Genomic DNA, 17,311 nt, shown 5'->3' on the forward strand with positions numbered 1-17,311 from the left:
TTGTTTTTTTTATTCCATTCGCCATTTTCATTTACTTTTTAACATTTTTAGGGGAAGATTTTACCATTTACAAACAAACATATCAATGGATCCCTTCATTAAAAATTAATATTGATTTATATTTAGACGGACTTAGCCTATTATTTGTTCTATTAATTAGTGGAATCGGTTCACTCGTTGTTCTCTATTCCATTTATTATATGGACAAGTCTGAACGATTAGGTCACTTTTATGTGTATTTACTTATGTTTATGGCGGCAATGCTTGGAGTTGTCTTATCGGATAACATTTTCGTATTGTATACGTTTTGGGAATTAACTTCAATATCTTCCTTCCTATTAATTGGGTATTGGCATTATAAATCACGTTCCAGATATGGCGCTCTAAAGTCTATGATGATAACAGTCTTTGGTGGTTTAAGCATGTTTGGCGGATTTGTACTACTATACGTCGTTACTGGAACAACGAGCATTCAGGAAATAATTTTTCAAGCAGATACTGTTTTAAATAGTACGTACCTTCCATTAATACTTATCCTTATATTGCTAGGTGCATTTACGAAGTCTGCTCAATTTCCATTTCATATTTGGTTGCCCGATGCAATGGAAGCTCCTACCCCTGTCAGTGCATACTTACATTCTGCCACGATGGTTAAAGCAGGGATTTACTTAGTTGCTCGCTTATCACCTATCTTCGCTGCTTACGAATGGTTTTTTATTTCCGTTAGTTTGATTGGAATCATTACCTTATGTTGGGGCTCTTACATGGCCGTTCGTCAAACAGATCTTAAAGCGATTCTTGCATTCTCTACCATTAGTCAATTAGGAATGATCATGGCGATGCTTGGATTCGGTACGAAAATCGCCATTTTTGCTGCGGTCTTTCATATATTAAACCATGCAACATTTAAAGGAAGTTTGTTTATGATTGCCGGAATCGTTGATCATGAAACAGGTACGAGGGATATTCGGAAGCTTGGAGGCTTATACACCTTAATGCCTATTTCAGCTACATTAGCTTTATTCGGCACTTTCTCCATGGCGGGTGTACCATTGCCTTTTTTAAACGGCTTTTATAGTAAAGAGTTGTTTTTTGATGCAAGTATTCGTTTGGATAATGGAGCGAGTGCTTTAGCGAGCGTATTAGCTAATGCCATTCCATATTTGGCAGTATTTGGAAGTGTTTTCACCTTTGTATATTCAATGTATTTATTCTTTGGTGTCTTTGGTAAGAAAAAGAATCGTTTAACCAAACAGCCACATGAAGCTCCTTTAGGAATGCTTCTATCTCCTTTAATTTTAGTTAGTGGAGTAATTATTATTGGGTTGTTTCCAAATGTATTCAACAATTCTTTTTTAGCTCATGCTGCAACAGCAATTAGCGGAGAAACACAATTTCCTACTATTAAGTTTTGGCATGGCTTCTCTTCTATTCCATTATATATGTCATTAGCTGTAGTACTGATCGGAGCAATATTTGTTGCTACACGACAAAAATGGGTTAACGTTTATTCCGTTATCCCGGGAAATAGAAGCTTTAATAATGTATACGACCGAGGCATGAAACAATTGGACATCGCATCGGAAAAAATAACAAACTATTATATGACTGGTTCACTACGTACATACATGGCAATTATTGTAAGTACAATCGTAATCGTTACTTTTACATTTATGTATTTAACAGACGGGTTTTCAATCCAATTTGATAATCTCGCAAATGTAAAGTTTATAGAAATTGCAATCGTGTTTTCCATCATCATTGCCTCTCTATGGACTATTTTTTCTAATAATAATTTGGCGGCAATATTAATTCTTGGAATTGTCGGTTACGGGGTAGCAATGCTATTTGTCATTTATCGTGCACCTGACTTAGCGTTAACTCAGCTCGTAATTGAAACAGTTACAGTAGTTTTATTTTTACTTTGCTTCTACCATTTACCAAAGCTACGTAAACGAGACGAATCAAAAGGAACAGTAATTACGAACATTATTATTTCTGTCAGCTTTGGCGTGTTAATGACGATGATTGGTATCTCAGCCCATAGTACGAACTGGTTTGACAAAATATCGGACTACTTTATTGAAACATCATTAACGATCGGCGGCGGCCACAATATCGTAAATGTTATATTAGTTGATATGCGTGGGATTGATACGTTATTTGAAATTGCAGTACTTGGTATTGCAGCACTTGCTATTTTTGGCCTTATCCGGCTACGTAATGATAAGGAGGCTAAGTAAGTGGAGATTATTATTTCAATATTAGCAGGTATATTATTCACTACAGGAATTTACAATATATTACAAAAACAGTTGTTGCGAATTGCAATCGGTACAGGATTAATATCACACGCTGCTCACCTGTTTATTTTAACGATGGGTGAATTAAAAAGAGGTCAGCCTCCTGTATTACTTGAAGGTGTTTCGGATTATACCGATCCTTTGCCACAAGCTTTAATATTAACATCAATTGTTATTAGCTTTGGTGTCACAAGTGTTGTATTGGTATTGGCTTACCGAACTGTCAATGAAAATAAAACAGACAATATGGAACAATTAAGGGGTAACGAATATGAGTAATTTTGTTGTCTTACCAATAATTATTCCTTTATTAGCAGGAATAATTACTGCTTTCTTTAATAAAAACATACGAATTTCCCGTAGTCTTACGAAAATTATCATTATATTTAATCTAGTGATTTCAAGTGTTCTTGCATGGCGAGTATTACAGCAAGGGAATTTAATATTAGAAACCGGCAGTTGGCCTGCACCTTATGGAATTATTTTTGTTGCCGATCCACTTTCTGTGTTACTCGTTTTAACGACGAACATCATATCTGTTGCCTGCGCTTTTTACGCACCGCATTGTCTTTCAACTGAAAAAGAAAAGCATTATTTTTACTCGTTTTTCTTCTTTTTAATAAGTGGTGTATCTGGAGCATTTTTAACAGGTGACTTGTTTAACCTATTCGTTTTCTTTGAAGTTCTATTAATGGCCTCTTATGGGCTAATCGTACTTGGTGGAAATAAAGTTCAACTAAGAGAATCATTGAAGTATGTACTTTTTAATTTGTTTTCATCGGTACTATTCGTAACGACAATAGCCTTTTTGTATTCTGTAGTCGGTACGGTTAATATGGCTCAAATTGCACAACGGGTTCAAGAAGTAGAGCAGCAAGGAGTATTAACTACAATTGGGATTGTATTATTCTTTGTTTTCGCTACTAAAGCAGCTCTTTTTCCGCTTTATTATTGGATGCCACATTCGTATATTGTACCGAACCCTGTTATCTCAGCCTTGTTCGGAGCTTTATTAACTAAAGTAGGCCTATACTCCATCTTGCGTGTATTTTCATTAATATTCGTTTTTGAAATAAATTTAACCCACGGATTTTTTATTTGGATTGCTGGTTTATCTATGCTTTTTGGTGTTATAGGTGCACTATCGACAAATAATGTTAAGTTAATTATTGCGTATAATGTAATTCCAGCTATCGGATTTATGATTATGGGTATAGCGATTTTTAACCAAGATGCAATGAGTGGTACAATTTATTATTTAATCCATGATATGATTATAAAAACTGCACTCTTCTTAATTGCAGGAGTAATTGCCTATGTTTCGGGAACATCGGATTTACGAAAGATGTCGGGGTTAATGCATCATTATCCATTTCTAGCTTGGATACTATTTATCTCCGCGTTTGTATTGGCTGGAATTCCACCTTTCAGTGGATTTATCGGTAAATTGCTTTTACTAAAAGGCGGGCTTGCAAATGAAGAAATTAGTATCGTTATTATTGCGCTTATTTCGAGCCTACTCATTTTGTACTCTATCTTAAAGATATTTATACGTGGGTTTTGGGGAGAAAAAGATGTGTCTATTGAACACAAATCAATTAAAGGACGTATGGCCCCTATCGTTTTTTTGCTTGGATTTTCGATTGCTTTAGGAATTGGTGCAGAGTTTATGTACCCAATTGTCGATTCCGTTTCAGCTTATTTGCTTGATCCGGAAATATATATTGATTCGGTTTTAAAGGAGTAAATTACTATGGCCTTTCAAATTGTTATAAATTTAATCATATCATTTATGTGGATGTTTTTAAGTGAGTCCTATACATTCCCAAGCTTTATATTCGGTTATTTATTAGGACTCGTCTTAATTCTCGTTTTAGATCGTTTTTTACCAAGCTCATTTTACCTAAAGCGTGTATTCAAGATCGTTAAATTGGTATTTATCTTTTTCCGTGAGTTAGTTTTATCAAATATTGACATTGTTCGTCTCGTATATAAGCGTAAACCAAATATAGAGCCTGGAATTTTTGCAATGCCAACGGAGCTAAAATCAGACTGGGAAATTACTTTGCTTGCAAACTTAATCACGCTTACACCTGGAACTTTATCGGTCGCAATAGCAGATGATAATTCGGTTATATTTATTCATGCTATGCATATTGACGAGGTTGATGCTGCTATTTACGACATTAAAAACACATTTGAAAAGGCTATTATGGAGGTAACACGATGACAGGCACATTGCAGATGTCCGAACAGGTATTATCGATCGTAACACTAATATGCTTAATTGGTATTGCAGTTTCTGTCCTCCTGCTTTTATATCGGATTATCGTTGGACCAACGAATCCAGACAGAGCGACAGCATTGGATGCGCTTGGGATCAATTTAATGGCAATTGCGGCTATCATGGCAATTCGATTAGTAACAACTAAATTAAACGATGTCATCCTTCTTATCGGTATACTATTGTTTATTGGTACATTAGCAATTGCCAAATATATTGAAAAGGGTGTTATTATTGATCGTGACGATGATTGAGGTTTTAATGAATATTATAATAATTTTCCTTTTACTTGCCGGAACGTTTTTCATTTTATCAAGTTCCATTGGAATTAATCGATTTCCTGGCGTTTTTACAAGACTTCATGCAGCAACAAAAGCACCAACCCTTGGCATTTTCAGTATATTAATTGCAGCTTTTTTGTTTTTATATGGCGATCATGGAATTGTGAGCGGAAAGTTGCTATTAGCAATTATTTTCATTTTATTAACTGCGCCGGTATCAGGACATGTGCTCTCAAGGGCGGCACACCGTAGTGGAGTAAAGCCCTATTTGAAAAGCAGAAACGACGAATATGAAGCGTATGTACAAAAACAGAATAAGTAATGAGAAAGCGGAGGAATCATATTAAATGATTACCTCCGCTTTTAATTCGATTCGGACAGACACAATTCTCCTCGCTTATACATACAGATAAAATATAGGCAAATGCCTATGGAGCACGTTAGGAGGTGTATATTGTTGTCCAGTATTTTAACTGTACTCGCCTACTTAATAAAAGAAACCCTCTTCTTTGTATCCTATGTAAAAAACCATGCCTTCCCTCAACCATTGTCACCGGAAGAAGAAGCGAAGTATATTAAAGAAATGCAAGAAGGCAATAAAGAAGCTCGTGACAAATTAATTGAACATAACTTACGTTTAGTAGCACATATTGTGAAAAAGTTTGACAATACTGGAGAAGATATGGAAGATTTAATTTCAATTGGAACGATCGGGTTAATTAAAGGAGTTGAAAGCTTTAAAGCTGGAAAAGGGACTAAGCTTGCAACTTACGCTGCTAGATGTATTGAGAATGAAATACTGATGCATTTACGTGCGTTAAAGAAAGTTAAAAAAGATGTCTCCCTCCATGATCCAATTGGGCAAGACCATGAAGGTAATGAAATTAGTTTAATTGATATTTTAAAAGCGGAAAATGAAAATATTATTGATTTTATCCAATTAAATATGCAAATTGATAAAATGCAAGCGTTTTTTCAAGTGTTGGATGAACGTGAAAAAGAAGTAATTATTTACCGTTATGGGTTAAATGAACATAATGAAATGACCCAACGTGAAATCGCAAAAATGCTGAATATTTCAAGAAGCTATGTTTCACGGATTGAAAAGAGAGCGTTAATGAAAGTATTTCGGGAGTATTATCGAAAAGAAAGAGGAAATTTTAATTAATCAGTTCTCCTTATTATTAAATTGGTAAATCACCATTCAATACTTAGTTACAATCACTTCTTTATTTTCCAACTCGTTTCTAATTGCTTTCATTGAGAATGTGCCATATTCTAATAATATGTGTAAATGCTCGTCCCACTGTTTAAATCGTTCTCGTACGAATATCAAAATCTTTCCATGTTGGATCTGCTTACTACTATTCTGCAAAATTAATCTTCGCCTTACTTTCTGTCCAAATTACGACTCTATCGTTTATTATTAATAATATTTTTAGCGGAGTATTCCCCATACCTTTTAGTTCCCATCACCAGAAGACTACTGTTATCGATGAGAACTTGGGGAGATACTTCTTTTTTTTGCGTATACCCCTCCCCTACTCGTACTAAAACACACTTACTTCAAATAGCGTACATTAGTATTCGTTTTCAGCTGTGCACATAGCTTTTCATTAAACGGCATATTAAGCTATGCAAATACTAAGCAGGAGGTTGATTGGAAGACCGTTTACCAAATTGTACATATATTCGTGTAAACAAACATAACTATGAACAAGCCCGAAACATTTGTATAGAAGATAGTTCACATTGTAATGATCCTGCTTTTAAAGCACGTGTGTTGAAGTTCTTGTGTGAACAGCTTAACACTAGGAAAGCAAAGATTTAAATAAGAAGTAAAAGTTGTAGCCACACTTATTCATACCAAAATATGAAACCAGTTCTATCTCCAAAAAAATCCTACATTAAAATTAAATTCTATACTTATTGTCAAACAGAATGGGCAGGTTGACTTCCTAATAGAACGCTTTGTTCATACACACCAACTGTTACATTTCAAGAAACACGATTCAAAAGCTTATAATGCAATGTTTGTAATGACTGAACTCACAATGCGTACTAACTTTTCATGAAGGAGATATACTTTATGCTACGTTATATTGGAAAGCGGCTTTTAATTATGATTGTTACATTATGGATTATTATTACGCTTACTTTTATTCTTATGGTAACATTACCTGGTTCGCCTTTTAATGATGAGAGAAATACATCGGAGGCAGTACTTCACAATTTAAATGAACATTATAAATTAAACGAACCATATCATATTCAATATGTTCATTACTTAAAATCAATCGTTACTTTGGATTTAGGTCCCTCCATTAAACACCGTAATCAAACGGTTAATGACTTACTAAGTCGTGGCTTTCCTATTTCTTTTGAACTTGGAATGATAACAATCATTGTTGCCCTTTTGTCAGGAATTACATTAGGCACACTCGCTGCATTAAAGCATAATGGGATAGTTGATTATATGGCGATGACTTTTGCAGTTTTAGGGATTTCTATTCCTAACTTTGTGCTTGCAACGTTACTCATCCAAAAACTAGCAGTTGACTGGAATCTATTGCCGCCTGCAACGTGGTCGAGCCCACTCCATATGGTTCTTCCAGTTTTAGCGCTAGCAACAGGACCTATGGCTATTATTGCTAGGCTTACTCGTTCCACTATGATTGAAGTTTTAACTCAAGATTATATCCAAATGGCCCGTGCAAAAGGATTACTACCGTGGCGAATTGTCTTACAGCATGCCCTTCGTAACGCCTTAATGCCAGTAGTTACAATTCTAGGTACATTGCTTGCTGGTATTTTGACAGGGACGTTTGTAATAGAGAAAATATTTGCTATACCTGGTATGGGGCGTTATTTTGTTGAAAGCATTAACCAGCGAGACTATCCAGTAATTATGGGGACTACCGTTTTTTATAGTGCCTTTTTAATATTCTCCTTATTTTTAGTTGATCTCGCCTATGGACTTCTAGATCCTAGAATTAAAATTCATAAACAAAGGGGCGAGTAAATTGGATACGAAAAAAAAGAATCATTCTGCCACCATTTATGATGATTGGTTTGTTTTGCGGAAAAAAGAGCGTGGAGAACATGAAACTGTATCGCGACCTTCGTTATCCTATTGGAAAGACGCATGGGTGCGATTACGTAAAAACAAACTCGCTATGTCTGGACTTATTTTTTTGTTCTTTTTGACAATTATGGCGATTGTAGGGCCAATTCTTTCTCCTTTTGCCGTTAATCAGACGGACTTACCAAACCAATACCAGCCTCCATCGTCAACGTATTGGTTTGGTACGGATTCACATGGACGGGATGTATTTACGAGAACGTGGTATGGTGCAAGAATTTCCTTATTCGTTGGCTTAATGGCAGCTTTAATTGACTTTCTAATAGGCATTATATATGGCGGTATTTCAGGCTATAAAGGTGGGCGTACGGATAATGTTATGATGCGTATCATTGAAATTTTATACGGCATTCCATATCTTCTTGTTGTAATTTTATTACTTGTAGTTATGGGACCAAGCTTATTTACAATTATCATCGCATTAACTGTAACAGGATGGGTTGGAATGGCACGAATCGTTCGCGGACAAGTGATGCAAATAAAAAATTATGAATTCGTTTTAGCGGCAACATCTTTTGGTAGTAAAACGTTACGGATTATACGACAGCATTTACTTCCAAATACAATGGGACCAATTATAGTTCAAGTAACTTTAACTGTGCCAACAGCTATTTTTGCTGAAGCATTTTTAAGTTTTCTCGGGCTAGGTATACAATCTCCTCATGCAAGCTGGGGAACAATGGCTAATGATGCTTTAGGAGCAATATTATCTGGATACTGGTGGACATTATTTTTTCCTGCGTTTTTTATTTCCTTTACAATGTTTGCTTTTAATGTTCTAGGTGATGGCTTACAAGATGCCCTTGACCCAAGGTTAAGAAAGTAGGTGGAGTCATGTCAAAAACACTTGAAATTAATGATTTAAACGTAACATTTAACACATATGGTGGTACCGTTCAAGCCGTTCGAGGAATTAACTTTTATGTAAATAAAGGAGAAACTTTAGCTATTGTTGGGGAATCTGGTTGTGGAAAAAGCGTTACAGCCAAAGCAATTATGCGCCTAATCTCTAGTCCACCAGGAAAAATTACAAGTGGCTCAATTACGTTTAACGATAAGGACCTGTTGCTATTATCAGAAAAAGAAATGCGTAAATATCGCGGGGTACAACTATCCATGATTTTTCAAGACCCAATGACTGCACTAAATCCTACTCTTACGATTGGAACACAATTAATGGAAGGAATTCGACAGCATCGCAATATGACCAAAAGCGATGCAAAACAAAGAGCGATAGAAATGATGGACCTTGTCGGCATTTCTAATCCAGCAGAAAGACTACAGCATTATCCACACCAATTTAGTGGAGGGATGCGGCAAAGAATAGTAATTGCAATCGCATTAATTTGTAATCCTGAGCTATTAATTGCTGATGAACCGACGACAGCACTAGATGTTACGATTCAAGCGCAAATTTTGGATCTGTTTCTTACAATTCAAAAAAAGACGGGGATATCAATTATTTTAATTACACATGACCTTGGCGTTGTAGCGAAGATTGCTGATCGCGTTGCTGTAATGTATGGAGGAAAAATAATTGAAACCGGAACAAAGAGGGAAATTTTTTATCACCCAAAACATCCATATACAAAGGGGCTCTTACACTCTGTACCTCGCCTTGATATGGCGGAAGAACAGCTGACTCCAATCGAAGGTACGCCACCTGATTTATTTTCACCTCCAATTGGATGCCCATTTTCTGCAAGGTGCCCATATGCGATGAAAGTATGTGAAAAAGTTTATCCCTCCCCTTTTGAGTTGACATCTACGCACTATACGAATTGCTGGCTTCAGGACGAACGTGCAAAGGAAGTTATAAAGGAGGTGAATTCATTCAAAACGTAAATGTAGGCAGCTTATGACAACTCTCATTTTCACTGTTTTTTAAATATGTTATTTATTAAAATCTAGATTATCTATCTAGAAAAAAGGGGGATATTAACTTGAAAAAATGGATTGCTTTCATTGCCATTGGATTACTAATAGGAGTATTAGCTGCTTGTACTACTAAGGACAGTGCAACCAAAGAACCTAAAGATACAACGAATGCTCCGGAAGAACCAGCCAATGAAACAGAAGATGAAGAAAATGGGTTGAAAACTTTATATATGAATAATGGGAATGAACCAACATCTTTTGATCCTGCTGTTGGTTTTGATTCAGTTTCTTGGAATGCATTGAATAACTTAATGGAAGGTCTCACGAGGTTAGGCCAAAGTCATGAGCCTGAAGCTGCTATTGCTGAAAAATGGGATGTGTCGGAAGATGGAACTGTCTACACGTTCCATATTCGCGATAATGCGAACTGGTCAAACGGCGATACAGTAACAGCGGAAGATTTTGTTTACGCTTGGACGCACTTACTAAATCCTGATACAGGTTCACCGGCTGCATTTTTAGGTTACTTTATTGAAGGTGGAGAGGAATATAACAGTGGAGAAGCAACAGCAAAAGACTTAGCAATAAAAGCTGTAGATGATAAAACGTTTGAAGTTAAATTAAATGCACCTACTGGATACTTTTTACACGTTATTTCCAACCCTGCTTTTTTCCCAGTAAATAAAGCAGTAGCTGAGGAAAATCCTGAATGGCATGCGGAAGCCGATACTTTTGTTTCTAACGGGCCGTTCGCTCTTGCAGAATGGGCACATAACAGTCATATTGTAATGCATAGGAATGAGCATTATTGGGATAAGGACACGGTAAAAATTGATGAAGTTCATTGGGCAATGGTAGATGATCCGAATACAGAATACCAAATGTTTGAAACGGGTGAGTTAGACGTTACAGGGATACCTTCAGAATTATCAGATCAACTTATTGATGGAGATAATGTCCAAATTTCCGATCAAGGTGGATTGTATTTTTACCGATTTAACTTAACTAAGGAGCCTTTTCAAAATAAAAAAATAAGAAAAGCTTTTGCATTAGCTGTCAATCAAGAAGAAATTGTTGAATATGTAACTAAAAATAAAGAAGTTCCAGCAAAAGGATTCGTATCGCCCGGATTTACAAATCCATCTGGGGAAGATTTTCGAGATGTGAACGGGGATTTGATAAATTTCAATGCAGAGGACGCGAAAAAGCTTCTTGAAGAAGGTATGAAAGAAGAAGGATATGACGAGCTACCAGAAATCACACTATCGTACAACACAAGCGAAACACACAAGGCAATTGCTGAAACATTGCAGAGCATGTACAGTGAACATCTAGGTGTAGAAGTTACCCTAGAAAACACTGAATGGTCTGTATTTCTAGACGATCAGAAGGGTTTAAATCTCCAATTTTCGCGAAGTTCATTTTTATTCGACTATGGTGATCCAGTTAATTTCCTTGAAAGCTTCATTACCGATTCAACAATGAATCGAACTGGCTATTCCAATGCAACATATGATCAGCTTATTGCAAATATAAAACAAGAAGCAGATGAAAGTAAACGATGGGATTTAATGTATGAAGCTGAAAAAATATTGGCTGAGGATGTCCCATTTTTACCTATTCATTATTATAACCATGTCCATATTTATAAAGATGGTGTAACAGGAGTCGTTCGTCACCCTGTTGGCTATTTGGAGTTAAAATGGGCAGATAAAAATTAAGTAATACTAAAAGCGCCTGCGAGTATTTCAAATAATATGCTCGCAGGATTCCTTTGTTTTTTCACCCGTATTGTACTAAAACCAGCGACAACAATGAGAGCAAGGACATTTGTTTTTTCGGCAATGAGAATAGATTTTTAAAACTCATCTTTTTACAAACGTCGGATATAGAGATGGAATGCTTTATATTCTATAAGCCGAAAGAAAAATTCAAATAATTAACATAATAGAAGTTTATGAGGCTGCGCTATATTCCATTCGAGGTAAATCAAAATAGAGAAAGGAGCAAAAGTTATGACGGAAAAATTACTTGAAATCAATCGTTTAAAAAAATATTTTTATATCGATCGACGAACGAGATTAAAAGCTGTTGATGATGTTACCTTCCATATAATTAAAGGAGAAACTTATGGACTTGTAGGTGAATCTGGCTGTGGTAAATCAACAATAGGTAGAACGATTTTACAGCTTTATGAAAAGACTGGTGGAGAAATTATTTATGAAGGACGTAATGTAGATACATTTACTAACATAGAAAAATTTCATCAGCACCGAAAACAACAAATGATTTTTCAAGACCCGTATGCATCTTTAAATCCTAGATTAACTGTTCGTGAGTTAATTATGGAACCGATGGAAATACACCGAAAATATACTAAACACGAAGATTATTTGCAACGTGTATATGAATTATTGGAAGAGGTTGGGCTAAATAAAGATCACGCTAACCGATATCCTCATGAATTTAGCGGTGGACAACGGCAACGTATTGGAATTGCACGAGCACTTTCGCTCGATCCTAATTTTATTATTGCCGATGAACCGATTTCCGCTTTAGATGTATCTGTTCAAGCACAAGTTATAAATCTTTTACAAAAGTTACAAGCTGAAAAAGGATTAACATACCTATTTATAGCCCATGATTTGTCAATGGTCAAACATATTTCTAACCGGATTGGTGTAATGTATTTAGGCAATTTACTGGAACAAGCAAATAGCAAAGCGTTATACGATAATCCACTCCATCCATATACGCAAGCATTACTATCTGCAATTCCTATTCCGGATCCTGATCTTGAAAAAAGTAGAGAACGTATACTACTAAAAGGTGAAATACCAAGTCCAATTAACCCTCCAAGTGGTTGTGTATTCCGGACCCGCTGCCCTTTTAAAATGGATATATGTGCAAATGAAAAGCCTACTTGGAAGGAAATAGAAAAAGACCATTATACCGCTTGTCATTTATACAAAACAAAAAATTAACGAACAGTCGTGTCGATTCAATGAATCGTATCGTTAGTAATATACCTGCCTTTTATTAGCACTGTTTTTGAGAGTCAAGGACTAATCTATTTTATCTAGTAAAGATTGGGTCGAATTAGATTGTGGAAAATCAGGTAGCACTTACGAGACGAGCGAATTCCCCAGTAAGAGGTAAGAGATTGGTGAGACCCCACTAGCTAGCTTAGCACAAGGAGGCTCACCACTCACCGCCGATATGCGAGTATAATTTATGAGCAAAAACATTAGAATGCTTCCCCTTATCGATTATTATCCGAATACTTACAAAAATTAACCTTCAAATAAGAACACCATTTCGGCAATATATGTTACCTTCTGCAGACGGATCGTGCACCGTCTAAGTGAAGCACGTTCTATTTTTCGAATTTAACGTAGCGACTACGTTAAGTCGTGTCCTCTAATACGCAGTGTAGAAACCCTTCTTTTATTTCTATATAAAGGTTGTACAATATGGTAAAAAAACAACATTCCTTTTTGGTAGGGAAATGTGAAGGAAATTCATTAACGGATTTTCTAATAGAAAACAAGTGAATTTCCCTGTACAAAAAAGATCGTCGAACACCATATCCAGGAGAGAAATCACTTATCGATTCACTTATAAAAACTATTAGTCCTCTTTAAGCTGAATGGAACGAAAGTCGACGGACTCCTGCGGAAATAGCAAGCGGCCGAAGATCAATGTAGCAACTCGGATAGAGGAACTACAGAAACTGAGGTCGTGCCCCACGGAAAGCCTGTCGGCTGTAGTGCAAGTCAGCGAAATCAGAGCACAAGCTTCCATGTTTAGTTCTACTTAATTAGTAGATATTCCTTAACTTAAAATACATCATCAACGTCACTATAAAAAAACGAGCATATGCAATTAATTCACATGCTCATCTTGATCAAGCTTTTTCATAATTTGATGTCTTTTATAGAAAAGGACTACGACTAATGCTAAAGAAGTACAAGCAAGAATAAATAATAGTTCTCCGTTTCGTGCTGGCTCTATATATGTTTTAATTATTGCCCCTATATAAAAATAACTGCTTAACATAATTAAAGTTAATGAAAAACGTTCATAATCCATTCGTTTCCATTCCATTTCTTTACGTGATTCATTCATTAAAATGCCCCCTTGGAAGCATTATATCACAGACATTTAATGTGATAACTATGAAATTCATGGAAATGGAGTATGCTTAAACCTCGGCTATAATTTCTATAATTAGAGTTGCTGCATTTTTTGCGGCCGCTTCTAGAAACTGTTCAAACGATAGCGATGATTGTTTGCCAGCTATATCGGATAATGCACGAATTATAACAAATGGCTTATTATATTGATGACATACTTGTGCAATTGCCGCAGCTTCCATTTCTACTGCAATCATCGTTGGAAATTTACGATGAATTTCTTTGGATTGACGTTCATCTTCAATAAATGCATCTCCAGAAGCGATTAAACCCGTCTTATATTGAACACTCAACTGTTTCATGGCTGACACGGCTTTACTTACAAGTTCACTACTAGCGGCAAAAGTTGCTGGCATTCCTGGAACTTGACCTTGTGCATATTGAAAGGCCGTTACATCAACGTCGTGATGGATAACTTCTGTTGAAATTACAATATCACCTACTTGTAATTCCTGATCAAATCCTCCAGCAGACCCTGTATTAATAACACACGTTGGTGCAAAACGTTCATGCATTATCGTTGTAGCCAATGCTGCATTAACTTTTCCAATACCTGATTTTAATAGTACGACTTTCTTCCCATTTAAAATACCAGTAATAAAAAGTGTATTTGCAACGGTATGCTCTTGTTTATCATCCATCTGCTGAGATAAGTAAGATATTTCTTCATCCATTGCACCAATAATCCCGATTGTCATTTTTACATCTCCTCGTCTATTTATGTATATTGAGTAATATAGTTTGATCGCTAATGTTTCGGCTGCTAAAAAAAGTGAAAATGTACATAATTATTTATATAAATTACGTGAACGTATCGTTCACTCGTCCCTAGTCCGGTGAATGTAGTTGTATTACATTAACGGTATCGGTTTTTCAAAGTGAAATTCAATTATTTATATTACTTTGCCAATTGTTTTAGTTTTTCAACCAGTATAGGTTTCCAACCTTGATGCTCAACCCATTCAATCGTTACACGGTAAATATCTGATTCATTATTCGAGGCATAAACTGTTCCAATAGCTTTCTGATCACCAGCGTTTCCTATCCAATACGTAACCATTTCTTCTTTAGATATGCCTGTCGCAATCGATATAGCGCTTTCCATTTCGGCCCAGTCTTCTGATTCTTTTTTAAATTGAACGGTGTGCGGTTCCTCTTGTACAGTTCCAATTGGTTCCCAATTTCCTTTATATGCCTCAATTACATTTTCATCATTTGTTTCAATCGTTTCATAATCCAATTCGTAATTAGTTCCTTCATCGGCATAACTATTATTGACAGTAGATTTTCCGTTATCCTCGTTTTTATTAAGATCATCATCGTCCACAATTAAAAATTGCTCGTCCGCTTCAGCAGTTGATTGTTGTTCATTCGACAATTGTTCATCATGCGTTTCTTTCGTATTACTTTTTTCACCAAATAGAAATAAGTAAACGAAGACAATACTTAAAACAATTCCTAAAATAAGTAACACTGTAATTGCCTTTTTGTTTTTGCGTCTTTTTTCAAATTTGTCAACACGTGAAAAATGTTCAAAAGCGCTCATCGTATTCCTCCCAACACAATGCTCTTTAAACTAAATTGTAGCATAGTTTAACTACTATTCGAAAGATGGACTTTCGTTTAATTCAGTCACGTATTTGATAGTACATATAATAAGCAGGTGCAGCGGCAGTTCAATTGAATTATTACCTTCTCGCTACCCTAGTCGTTACGTTTTTTACATTTTTGCAGTCACAGCCATAAAGCAATTAGCAATCACATTCATCTCAGTTGTTTAATTGGCGCTTTTCGATAGTAACATAAGTAACATAGCAAATAATGCTTTACGATGTTTGAAGAAAATACGATGCAACATGCAACTATCATATAAACGATATAACATAACGATTATATTTTGGTCGTGAGTGTTTCTTCGTACAAATAGAAAAGCGGACTCGTATGTAGTCCGCTTCTCCTCCCTATTGGATATCGACTATTTTTACTTGAATGTCTCCCCCGGGGGTCGTCACAAGTACTTCCGTTCCCTTTTCATGACCAAGAAGACTTTTAGCCATTGGTGAATCATTTGAAATTTTACCTTCAAACGGATCCGCCTCAGCACTACCAACAATCGTGTACGTTTCTTCTTCTCCATTCGGTAATTCCTTAAAAGTAACAGATTTTCCTAACGATACAATATCGGAATTATCGTTATCATTCTCAATAATAACTGCATTTCTAATCATTTTTTCTACTTGTGCAATTCTTGACTCAACAAACGCTTGCTCTTCTTTCGCCGAATCATATTCTGAGTTTTCTGATAAATCCCCAAAATCACGAGCAACTTTAATTCGTTCAACAACTTCCTGGCGTCTTTCTGTTTTTAAGTAATGTAATTCCTTTTCTAACTTTTCTTTACCTTCTAATGTCATATAATAACTTTTTTCTGTAGACATGTTAAAAAACACTCCTTTTCTCTTTCTTTGGACAGTTTATTATTAATAAGCTTTTAATATGTTTGTACATATAAAAACGACGCAGAAATTGCGTACGTTTTTATACATTAATCATTACTATGGCAGATAGTAATATTTTTTTCAATAGTTTATTTTCGCTAATTTATATGGTATTTCGACAAAAAACGATAAGTACGTTATTTTTTAATGCTTAGAGCCATGCCATCTCCGACCGGAAGAAAGGACGTTATATAATTTGGATGACTTTGCAACCATGTGTTATAATTTTTAATTTTCTTTACGAGCTCGTTTTGGCGCTTGTTTTTGAGCTCAACATTCGTAGCGACATATCCTTTAAATAACACATTATCGGATACGATAATACCTTCGCTTATTACCGTTGGATCAATTAGTTCAAAAAAGCGCTTATACTGCCCTTTAGCTGCATCAATCAATATAAAATCAAACGCTTTATCTTTAATGTATGCCATATTTAATACTTCTAAAGCATCTCCATATATAACTTCGATCTGCTTTTGTCTGTTTTGTTCTTTTATATATTGACGCGCTTCCTTATATCGTCTTTCATGACGCTCAATCGTAATAATTTCAGATTGAGGGGCAGCTTCACTCATATGCAAAGCTGAATATCCAATAGCTGTTCCTATTTCTAAAATACTTTTCGGTTTTTTTACACGTATTATCTGCTTTAAAAAATCAATACTTAATTTATCCATTATCGGAACGTGGTTTTCTGAAGCATATTCTTCTAATTTATTACTCCATGGA

General features: G+C 35.6%; 17 protein-coding genes. 12 read left to right on the forward strand and 5 right to left on the reverse strand.

Annotated features, from left to right (window positions below; genetic code table 11):
• The 12 genes from mbhE to ACLIBH_RS13575 form a co-directional block, all read left to right on the forward strand.
• On the forward strand, positions 1 to 2,243 hold a 2,243-nt coding region (gene mbhE, locus ACLIBH_RS13520; protein ID WP_439317240.1), incomplete at its 5' end, for a hydrogen gas-evolving membrane-bound hydrogenase subunit E.
• Complete coding sequence (locus tag ACLIBH_RS13525; RefSeq protein WP_439317241.1) at positions 2,244 to 2,582, forward strand: Na(+)/H(+) antiporter subunit C; 339 nt, start codon at positions 2,244 to 2,246, stop codon at positions 2,580 to 2,582.
• Positions 2,575 to 4,050, forward strand: coding sequence for a Na+/H+ antiporter subunit D (locus ACLIBH_RS13530; RefSeq protein ID WP_439317242.1), 1,476 nt, complete (start codon positions 2,575 to 2,577; stop codon positions 4,048 to 4,050). Before ACLIBH_RS13525 ends, ACLIBH_RS13530 begins: the two co-directional genes overlap by 8 nt.
• Positions 4,051 to 4,056: 6 nt before the next feature.
• Positions 4,057 to 4,533, forward strand: coding sequence for a Na+/H+ antiporter subunit E (locus ACLIBH_RS13535; RefSeq protein ID WP_439317243.1), 477 nt, complete (start codon positions 4,057 to 4,059; stop codon positions 4,531 to 4,533).
• Positions 4,530 to 4,841 carry a Na(+)/H(+) antiporter subunit F1 gene (locus tag ACLIBH_RS13540; protein WP_439317244.1) on the forward strand — a complete coding sequence of 104 codons (312 nt, stop codon included), beginning with the start codon at positions 4,530 to 4,532 and terminating at the stop codon, positions 4,839 to 4,841. The genes ACLIBH_RS13535 and ACLIBH_RS13540 overlap by 4 nt, the downstream gene beginning before the upstream one ends.
• On the forward strand, positions 4,822 to 5,190 hold the full coding sequence (mnhG, locus tag ACLIBH_RS13545) for a monovalent cation/H(+) antiporter subunit G (protein ID WP_439317245.1): 369 nt from the start codon (positions 4,822 to 4,824) through the stop codon (positions 5,188 to 5,190). The genes ACLIBH_RS13540 and mnhG overlap by 20 nt, the downstream gene beginning before the upstream one ends.
• 135 nt (positions 5,191 to 5,325) lie before the next feature.
• Positions 5,326 to 6,036: an RNA polymerase sporulation sigma factor SigK gene (sigK, locus tag ACLIBH_RS13550; RefSeq protein ID WP_439317246.1), complete on the forward strand. Its 711-nt coding sequence runs from the start codon at positions 5,326 to 5,328 to the stop codon at positions 6,034 to 6,036.
• Between the two features lie 921 nt (positions 6,037 to 6,957).
• Positions 6,958 to 7,890, forward strand: a complete 933-nt coding sequence (locus ACLIBH_RS13555) for an ABC transporter permease (RefSeq protein ID WP_439317247.1) — start codon at positions 6,958 to 6,960, stop codon at positions 7,888 to 7,890.
• A gap of 1 nt (position 7,891) precedes the next feature.
• Positions 7,892 to 8,836, forward strand: a complete 945-nt coding sequence (locus ACLIBH_RS13560) for an ABC transporter permease (RefSeq protein WP_439317249.1) — start codon at positions 7,892 to 7,894, stop codon at positions 8,834 to 8,836.
• Positions 8,837 to 8,844: 8 nt separating this feature from the next.
• Complete coding sequence (locus ACLIBH_RS13565; RefSeq protein ID WP_439317250.1) at positions 8,845 to 9,855, forward strand: ABC transporter ATP-binding protein; 1,011 nt, start codon at positions 8,845 to 8,847, stop codon at positions 9,853 to 9,855.
• A gap of 98 nt (positions 9,856 to 9,953) precedes the next feature.
• Positions 9,954 to 11,609: a peptide ABC transporter substrate-binding protein gene (locus tag ACLIBH_RS13570; protein ID WP_439317251.1), complete on the forward strand. Its 1,656-nt coding sequence runs from the start codon at positions 9,954 to 9,956 to the stop codon at positions 11,607 to 11,609.
• A gap of 294 nt (positions 11,610 to 11,903) precedes the next feature.
• The gene (locus tag ACLIBH_RS13575) at positions 11,904 to 12,872 is read left to right on the forward strand and encodes an ABC transporter ATP-binding protein (protein WP_439317252.1); all 969 of its coding nucleotides are present in this window, start codon (positions 11,904 to 11,906) and stop codon (positions 12,870 to 12,872) included.
• Between the two features lie 901 nt (positions 12,873 to 13,773).
• Here ACLIBH_RS13575 and ACLIBH_RS13580 read toward each other — a convergent pair.
• From ACLIBH_RS13580 to ACLIBH_RS13600, 5 genes are all read right to left on the reverse strand, one after another.
• Entirely contained in the window at positions 13,774 to 14,016 is a 243-nt protein-coding gene (locus ACLIBH_RS13580) for a YrhC family protein (protein WP_439317254.1), read from the reverse strand.
• A gap of 76 nt (positions 14,017 to 14,092) precedes the next feature.
• Positions 14,093 to 14,782: a 5'-methylthioadenosine/S-adenosylhomocysteine nucleosidase gene (mtnN, locus tag ACLIBH_RS13585; RefSeq protein WP_439317255.1), complete on the reverse strand. Its 690-nt coding sequence runs from the start codon at positions 14,780 to 14,782 to the stop codon at positions 14,093 to 14,095.
• Between the two features lie 200 nt (positions 14,783 to 14,982).
• Positions 14,983 to 15,630 carry a YrrS family protein gene (locus tag ACLIBH_RS13590; protein WP_439317256.1) on the reverse strand — a complete coding sequence of 216 codons (648 nt, stop codon included), beginning with the start codon at positions 15,628 to 15,630 and terminating at the stop codon, positions 14,983 to 14,985.
• Between the two features lie 415 nt (positions 15,631 to 16,045).
• Positions 16,046 to 16,522, reverse strand: coding sequence for a transcription elongation factor GreA (gene greA / locus ACLIBH_RS13595; RefSeq protein WP_439317257.1), 477 nt, complete (start codon positions 16,520 to 16,522; stop codon positions 16,046 to 16,048).
• Positions 16,523 to 16,719: 197 nt separating this feature from the next.
• The coding region (locus tag ACLIBH_RS13600; protein ID WP_439317258.1) for an O-methyltransferase at positions 16,720 to 17,311 on the reverse strand (592 nt) is incomplete at its 5' end.

Origin of the sequence: Virgibacillus sp. W0430, from assembly GCF_051846935.1 — a bacterium.
In the GTDB taxonomy this organism is placed as follows: Bacteria; Bacillota; Bacilli; order Bacillales; family Amphibacillaceae; genus JBPYCR01.

Coding starts and splice junctions, on each gene's coding strand:
- ACLIBH_RS13530 (WP_439317242.1), top strand. CDS start 2,575: ATGAGTAATTTTGTTGTCTTACCAATAATTATTCCTTTATTAGCAGGA.
- ACLIBH_RS13535 (WP_439317243.1), top strand. CDS start 4,057: ATGGCCTTTCAAATTGTTATAAATTTAATCATATCATTTATGTGGATG.
- ACLIBH_RS13540 (WP_439317244.1), top strand. CDS start 4,530: ATGACAGGCACATTGCAGATGTCCGAACAGGTATTATCGATCGTAACA.
- ACLIBH_RS13555 (WP_439317247.1), top strand. CDS start 6,958: ATGCTACGTTATATTGGAAAGCGGCTTTTAATTATGATTGTTACATTA.
- ACLIBH_RS13565 (WP_439317250.1), top strand. CDS start 8,845: ATGTCAAAAACACTTGAAATTAATGATTTAAACGTAACATTTAACACA.
- ACLIBH_RS13575 (WP_439317252.1), top strand. CDS start 11,904: ATGACGGAAAAATTACTTGAAATCAATCGTTTAAAAAAATATTTTTAT.
- ACLIBH_RS13580 (WP_439317254.1), bottom strand. CDS start 14,016: ATGAATGAATCACGTAAAGAAATGGAATGGAAACGAATGGATTATGAA.
- mtnN (WP_439317255.1), bottom strand. CDS start 14,782: ATGACAATCGGGATTATTGGTGCAATGGATGAAGAAATATCTTACTTA.
- ACLIBH_RS13590 (WP_439317256.1), bottom strand. CDS start 15,630: ATGAGCGCTTTTGAACATTTTTCACGTGTTGACAAATTTGAAAAAAGA.
- greA (WP_439317257.1), bottom strand. CDS start 16,522: ATGTCTACAGAAAAAAGTTATTATATGACATTAGAAGGTAAAGAAAAG.